General features: G+C 62.1%; 8 protein-coding genes. All 8 read left to right on the top strand.

Annotation, left to right across the window (positions count from 1 at the left end; genetic code table 11):
* A partial coding sequence (locus EN749_RS26280) for a DUF2182 domain-containing protein (protein ID WP_128364254.1) occupies positions 1–816 on the top strand: 816 nt, incomplete at its 5' end.
* Between the two features lie 14 nt (positions 817–830).
* A complete protein-coding gene (locus EN749_RS26275) occupies positions 831–1445 on the top strand; it encodes a DUF1326 domain-containing protein (protein WP_127397798.1) in 615 nt (204 codons plus the stop codon).
* A complete protein-coding gene (pcsA, locus tag EN749_RS26270; protein ID WP_023811884.1) occupies positions 1442–2260 on the top strand; it encodes a phosphatidylcholine synthase in 819 nt (272 codons plus the stop codon). The genes EN749_RS26275 and pcsA overlap by 4 nt, the downstream gene beginning before the upstream one ends.
* A 43-nt stretch (positions 2261–2303) precedes the next feature.
* Positions 2304–3281: a quinone oxidoreductase gene (locus EN749_RS26265; protein WP_127810373.1), complete on the top strand. Its 978-nt coding sequence runs from the start codon at positions 2304–2306 to the stop codon at positions 3279–3281.
* Between the two features lie 133 nt (positions 3282–3414).
* On the top strand, positions 3415–4992 hold the full coding sequence (locus EN749_RS26260; protein ID WP_189367702.1) for an ABC transporter ATP-binding protein: 1578 nt from the start codon (positions 3415–3417) through the stop codon (positions 4990–4992).
* Complete coding sequence (locus EN749_RS26255; protein ID WP_128364252.1) at positions 4989–6119, top strand: ABC transporter permease; 1131 nt, start codon at positions 4989–4991, stop codon at positions 6117–6119. Before EN749_RS26260 ends, EN749_RS26255 begins: the two co-directional genes overlap by 4 nt.
* On the top strand, positions 6119–7039 hold the full coding sequence (locus EN749_RS26250; RefSeq protein WP_127268999.1) for an ABC transporter permease: 921 nt from the start codon (positions 6119–6121) through the stop codon (positions 7037–7039). The genes EN749_RS26255 and EN749_RS26250 overlap by 1 nt, the downstream gene beginning before the upstream one ends.
* A 50-nt stretch (positions 7040–7089) precedes the next feature.
* Positions 7090–7411, top strand: a 322-nt coding sequence (locus tag EN749_RS26245) for a BMP family ABC transporter substrate-binding protein (protein WP_128364251.1), incomplete at its 3' end; no start/stop codon positions are given.

Below are 7411 nucleotides of genomic sequence, written 5' to 3'. Positions count from 1 at the left end.
ACGGTAAACGTCGTTGTCGCCGCTTGCATCCTGCTTGCCTGGCTGTCTCTTGCGGCGATGGCAATCCGCGGGGCTGAAACAGGGATTGCGGGCGTCGGCGCCCCTGGCGACACGATCCTGCGCAGCCTGCCGCAACTGCCGCTGCCCGATTTCCTGGAACGGTTCTTTGTGCTGTGCCTCTCACCGGTGCCCTTGGACGCAGATCTCGGCTTGCAGGCCGGCGCGCTCGTTTTCATGTGGCTCCTGATGGCGGTCGCGATGATGCTGCCTTCGGCGGCGCCGATGATCCGCACCTATTGCGAAATCACTGACACGGCTCGCATCAAGGGCGAACCGGTCGTTCACCCGCTGGTGCTGGTCGCCGGTTACCTAAGCGTCTGGCTCGCCGCTTCAATGATGTTCGCGGCGCTGACCTTGGCCGCCCATGCATTCGCCTCATCAGCCGGGATGCTCGATCCGGTCGCCGGCCTTGCCGGTGCGCTCGCTCTCGTGATTGCCGGCCTCTACCAGTTCAGCGGCCTCAAGGAAGCTTGCCTGAAGAAATGCAAGAACCCGTTCTCGGTCCTGTTTTCGAACTGGAGCGCAAGGCCCCTTAACATCTTTCGGCTCGGTGTCGCGCAGGGTCTGTGGTGTCTCGGCTGCTGCTGGGCCTTGATGCTGGTGATGTTCGCCGTTGGCGTCATGAACATTTTCTGGATGGCGTTGATCGGGCTGTTCACCCTGATCGAAAAACAAACAGCCAGCAGGGTTCCAACCCGGCTGGCCGGTGCGATACTGCTTGTCTGGGCAGCCGCGCTGCTAGTAGTCTCGCTATGAGTGGGGGAAAATCGATGGCAGACCAGAGCTGGGCGATGAAGGGAGAGCTCGTACTCTCCTGCAATTGCACGGTTTTTTGCCCCTGCGTGCTATCGCTTGGCAATCATCCGCCGACCGAAGGCTATTGCCAGACCTGGGCGGGGTTTCGTATCGATGCAGGCCATTTCGGTGAGGTCGATCTGTCCGGCCTCAATCTCGGGCTGATTATGGAAATCCCCGGCCACATGAGCCGCGGCAACTGGACCGCCGGCCTGTTCATCGACAGCCGCGCATCGGTCTACGCGGTCAAGGCGCTGACCAAGATCTTCACCGGCAAGGCAGGCGGAACCACATCGCTGCTCTCCATCCTGGTCGGCAAATTCCTCGGCGTCGAACAAGTGCCGATCACCTATGAGACGCGTGACAAGACACGTATCTTCCAGATACCGAAGATCATCGACGGGGCGGTGACACCCATCCCCGGCAAGGATCGCGGCAAGGATACGGTGATCAGCAATTCGGAATACTGGATCGCGCCCGAGATTATCGTGGCAAGGTCTGACAAGAGCAAGATGCGGGCTTTCGGCCGCAACTGGAATTTCGCCGGCCGTTCGGCCGAAATCTGCAAGCTGGATTGGCGGGGCCCGTGAGCAAGAACACAACGGCCCGAAAAGCCGCCAAAAAGATCACGGACCGGATTCCCAGGCCGAAGAAGAAGGTCACCTGGCCACAGGCGCGGGCGTTCTCCGTCCATCTCTTGACCGCATCAGGCTCGTTCCTGGCCTTCCTCTCGCTTGTGGCGGCGAGCGAAGAGCGCTGGACCGCAATGTTCTGGTGGCTCGGGCTGGCATTGTTCGTCGACGGCATCGATGGACCGATCGCCAGAAAGCTCGAGGTCAAGGAGATCCTGCCGACATGGTCGGGCGAACTGCTCGACAACATCATCGACTACGTGACCTACGTGCTGATCCCGGCCTTCGCCCTCTATCAGCGCGGCTTCATGGGCGAGGGCCTGTCATTCCTGTCGGCGGCGATCATCGTCGTGTCCAGCGCCATCTACTATGCCGACACCGGCATGAAGACGAAGGAGAATTTCTTCAAGGGATTCCCCGTGGTCTGGAACATGGTGGTGTTCACCCTGTTCGTCATCGAGCCCGGGCAATGGGTTTCGTTCGCGGTTGTGGTGGTGGCCGGCGTCCTGACTTTCGTGCCGATCAACTTCATCCACCCGGTGCGGGTGGTGCGGCTGCGGCGCATCAACCTTGGGATGACTCTCTTGTGGTGCGCTTTCGGCGCGCTTGCCCTGGCCCAGGCGGCACTCGCTGCCTTCTACGATCAGATCGGCGTGCTGGGCGAGCAGGTCAGCACCTTCACCAAGATCGGCATTACCATCACCGGGCTTTACCTTGCCTGCATCGGTGGCATCATGCAGTTCTTTCCCAATCTCGGTGCCAAAAAGGCTTGATCAGCCACTCCCACAGGAAGCCTAGCCCACAGGAAGCCTAGCAATGTCCAAAGCGATCCGCATTCACGCCAATGGCGGCCCGGAAGTTCTGACCTATGAGGACGCTGACCCCGGCCAGCCGGGATCCGGGCAGATCCTGGTCCGGCACACCGCGATCGGCCTCAATTTCATCGATGTCTACCATCGCTCTGGCCTCTACCCGCCGCCTGGCGGCTTCCCGCTCGTGCCAGGCAGCGAAGCTGCCGGCGTGGTGCTGGAGGTCGGCCAGGGCGTCGACTGGCTGAATCCGGGCGATCGCATCGCCTATGCCGTGACGACGGGCGCTTACGCGCAACAGCGCGTCATCGATGCCAGCCGCGTCGTCAAGGTTCCGGATGGCATCAGCGACGAACAGGCCGCGGCGATGATGCTGAAGGGCATGACCGCGGAATATCTGCTGCGCCGGACGTTCAAGGTGAAGGCCGGCGACACGATCCTGTTCCACGCCGCGGCAGGCGGCGTCGGGCTGATCCTCGGCCAATGGGCAAAACATCTCGGCGCCACCGTCATCGGCACCGCCAGCTCGTCCGACAAGATCGAGCTCGCCAGGGCGCATGGTTTCGATCATGTCATCAACTACAAGGAACAGGATTTCGTCGCCGGCGTCGCCGCCATCACCGGCGGCAAAAAATGCGACGTTGTCTACGATTCGGTCGGCAACGACACATTTCCGGCTTCGCTCGACTGCCTGCGGCCGCTTGGCATGTTCGTCAGCTTTGGCCAGTCATCGGGACCCATACCGCCATTCAGCATGTCATTGCTGGCACAGAAGGGCTCGCTGTTCGCAACGAGGCCGACACTGTTCGTCTACAACGCAAGACGCGAGGACCTCGACGCTTCTGCCGCCGCCCTGTTCGAGGTCGTGCTCAGCGGCGCCGTCGAGATCAAGATCAACCAGCGCTACGCGCTCAAGGACGCCGGCAAGGCGCATTCCGACCTCGAGGGCCGCAGGACCACAGGGACGACCATTCTCATCCCTTAGTTCGTTCTGCCTTGCTATCCCTTGAAATTCCGCTGAAATTCTTGAAGCTCTTTCAAGACGTGTGCCGCTTTCCGATGAGAGCCGGCCGCGCCTACCATGCCTGCGGGAACACAGAACATGTCTGGCTAACCAGATGGGAGGCACTGTGAGTGCAAATCACGACGGCACGAACCTGCTTGAGGTTCGTGGCCTCACCAAGATATTCGGCACGCTGACGGCGTGCGATCATATCGATCTCGACATCGCCAGGGGTGAGATCCACGCCCTGCTTGGCGAAAACGGCGCCGGCAAGTCGACGCTGGTCAAGATGCTGTTCGGTTCGCTGGAGCCCAATGCCGGCGAGATCTTCTGGAACGGGCAGGCCGTCAGGATTTCCAGTCCCGGCGTCGCGAAAAAACTCGGCATCGGTATGGTATTCCAGCACTTCTCGCTGTTCGAGGCGCTGACCGCGGCCGAAAACATTGCCCTGTCGCTGGACGACGGCTCGCCGATCAACAGCATCGCTGCGAAGGCGAGGGCGCTTTCCTTCAGCTACGGCCTGCCGCTCGATCCTGAATCGCTGGTCGGCGACCTGTCGGTAGGCGAACGCCAACGCATCGAAATCATCCGTTGCCTGTTGCAAACGCCTCAGCTCATCATCCTGGACGAGCCGACCTCGGTGCTGACGCCGCAGGAAGCCGACAAGCTGTTCGAGACGCTGGAGCGCCTGCGTTCGGAAGGCAAATCCATCCTCTACATTTCGCACCGGCTCGAAGAGGTCAAACGCATCTGCGACCGCGCCACCGTGTTGCGCCACGGCAAGGTCGTCGGCCACTGCAATCCGCGCGAGGAAACCGCGTCTTCGCTGGCTCGCATGATGGTCGGCAACGAGGTGCAGGCGGTGGTGCGCGCGCCGGTCGAGGGGATCGCCACGGCGCAGCCGCTGCTCGAAATCCGCAATCTCAGCCGCAAACCGGCAACGCCGTTCTCGATTCCGCTCAAGGGCATCAACCTGAACGTCCGCGCCGGCGAGGTGATCGGCATCGCTGGCGTCGCCGGCAACGGCCAGGGCGAGTTCTTCGAATCCGTTTCAGGCGAAGTGCCGCAGCAGGATGCCGCCTCGGTGCGCATTCGTGGCAAGGATGCGGGAGGCCTCACCATCACCGGGCGCCGACTGCTGGGCGCTGCCTTCGTGCCGGAGGAGCGCCTCGGCCACGGTGCGGCACCGCGCATGAAGCTTTCCGAAAACCTGCTGCTGTCGCGCCATGCCACCGACGGCAAGGCGTTCGTCGGTTCCGGCGGGATGGTGAAGAGCGGTGCCATCCAAGCCGCGTCCCAACGCATCATTGAGGCGATGGATGTACGCAAGAGTGCGCCGGATCCGGAGGCCGCGGCCCTTTCTGGCGGCAATCTGCAGAAATTCATCGTCGGCCGTGAACTCGACCGCCGGCCAAGCGTCATGGTGGTGAACCAGCCGACCTGGGGCGTGGATGCGGGCGCTGCCGCTCATATCCGCCAGGCCTTGATCGAGTTGTCGCGCAGCGGATCGGCGGTGCTGGTGATCAGCCAGGATCTCGACGAGCTGTTCGAGATATCGGATGCGATCGCGGTCATGCACAATGGCGAGCTGTCGAAACCTATGCCGATCGCCGAGGCAAGCTTCGAAAAGGTAGGTTTGCTGATGGGCGGCGCCGAACCAGGCCACGCCGAACACTCGCTGGAGACGGCATGATGCGCCTCGAACTCGTCAAACGCCCGCAGCGTTCCATGCTGTTTTCGGCCCTGTCGCCGTTCATCGCCTTCGCGCTGACCATCATTGCCGGCGCCGTCATGTTCGTGCTGCTCGGCGTCAATCCGCTGACCGCGTTCAATATCTATTTTATCGAGCCGATCAGCCAGGTCTGGCAGCTACATGAGCTGGCGATCAAGGCAGCGCCGCTCATCCTGATCGCCGTCGGCCTGTCGGTCTGCTACAAGGCCAACATCTGGAACATCGGCGCCGAAGGCCAGTTCATCCTCGGCGGCATTGCCGGTTCGATGATTCCCGTGCTGTTTCCGCAGTTCGAAGGTCCGCTGGTGCTGCCGCTGATGCTGTTGCTCGGCATGGTCGGCGGCGCGGCCTATGCCGCGATCCCGGCTCTGCTCAAGACTCGCTTCGGCACCAACGAAATCCTGACCAGCCTGATGCTGGTCTACGTCGCGCAGCTCTTCCTTGATTGGCTGGTGCGCGGCCCCTGGCGCGATCCGCAGGGCCATGGCTTCCCGCAGACCATCCAGTTCAACGATTCTGCCGTGTTGCCGGAGCTGATGCCGGATGCCGGGCGAGCAAACTGGGGTTTTGTCTTCGCATTGGTCGCTGCGGTGCTGGTCTGGATCCTGATGAGCCGCATGCTGAAAGGTTTTGAGGTGCGCGTTCTGGGCTCAAGCCCGCGGGCAGGGCGCTTCGCCGGCTTCGGCCTCAACCGCATGGTCTTTTTTGCTTTCCTGCTGTCAGGCGCTCTGGCGGGACTCGCCGGCATCTCCGAGGTCTCGGGCGCCATCGGGCAACTGCAGCCTGTCATTTCGCCCGGCTATGGCTTCACCGCCATCATCGTGGCTTTCCTTGGCCGCCTCAACCCACTTGGCATAGTTGCCGCCGGTCTGGTGCTGGCGCTGACCTATCTCGGCGGCGAAGCGGTGCAGAGCGCGCTCGGCATCTCCGACAAGGTGGCGCGGGTGTTCCAGGGCATGCTGCTGTTCTTCGTGCTCGGCTGCGACACGCTCATCCACTACCGCATTCGCCTGGTCGGCCTGGCGCTGACCAAGCCGGAAGGTGCCGCGAAACTCGAAGCCGCGCCAAAGTTGAAGGAAGCCCGTTGATGGACATCACCGTAAACATCCTTCTGACCATCGCCACGGCGGCAACGCCCCTGTTGATCGCGGCAATCGGCGAACTGGTGGTCGAGCGCTCCGGCGTGCTCAATCTCGGCGTCGAGGGCATGATGATCATGGGCGCTGTCGGCGGATTCGGCGCGACCTATCTCACCGGCTCGCCCTGGATCGGCCTTTTGGCGGCAATCGCCATGGGCGCGGTGTTCTCGCTGCTGTTTGCCGTCATGACGCTGTCGCTGGCCACCAACCAGGTGGCGACCGGCCTGTCGCTGACGCTGCTCGGCCTTGGCCTGTCCGGCATGATGGGCACCAGCTTTGTCGGCCAACCCGGCGAAAGGCTGCCCAACCTCTACATTCCCGGTCTGACGGAAATGCCTGTCGTCGGCAGGCTGCTGTTCGGTCAGGACCCGATCTTTTACATTTCGATCGCGCTCACCGCGGCCGTCATGTGGTTCCTGTTCAAGACAAGGACCGGACTGACGCTGCGCTCGATCGGCGACAGCCACACCTCGGCCCATGCGCTTGGCATCCAGGTCATCCGCTATCGCTATCTCGCGGTGATCTTCGGCGGCGCCTGTGCCGGGCTTGCCGGCGGCCATCTGTCGCTGGTCTACACGCCGCAATGGGTCGAGAACATGAGCGCCGGCCGCGGCTGGATCGCGCTGGCGCTAGTGGTGTTCGCCTCCTGGCGGCCATGGCGGGTGCTGGCCGGCGCCTACATCTTCGGCGCGGTGTGGATCGGCCAGCTTCATGCACAGGCTTTTGGCATTCCAGTGCCTTCACAGTTCCTTTCTTCGCTGCCCTATCTGGCAACCATCGTGGTTCTCGTTCTAATCTCGCGCAACAAGCGTCTGACGATGATGAACACGCCGGCTTCCTTGGGGCAGCCATTCGTTCCAGATCGTTGACAATAAAAACAAACGGGAAGCTCCAAGGCTTAACTCAGAGAGGTAACACAATGAAAAAACTGCTTATTGCCCTGATGACCACGACCGCCGCCATGTCGCTGGCAGTGACGGCGGAAGCTGCGGACAAGCTGAAGGCATGCTGGGTCTACACCGGCCCGATCGGCGACTTCGGCTACTCCTACCAGCACGACCAGGGCCGTCTCGATGTGGAGAAGGCGCTCGGTGACAAGGTCGAAACAGCCTATCTCGAAAACGTCTCGGAAGGTCCCGACGCCGACCGCGCTTTCGAGCGCCTGGCGCGCGAAGGCTGCAAGCTCATCTTCGGCACCTCCTTCGGCTTCATGGACCCGGAAGTGAAGGTCGCCAAGAAAT

The organism is Mesorhizobium sp. M7A.F.Ca.ET.027.02.1.1 (genome assembly GCF_004022985.1).
In the GTDB taxonomy this organism is placed as follows: Bacteria; Pseudomonadota; Alphaproteobacteria; order Rhizobiales; family Rhizobiaceae; genus Mesorhizobium.
Note: the sequence above shows the minus strand (reverse complement) of the source record. Positions and strands in the feature narration are given on the sequence as shown.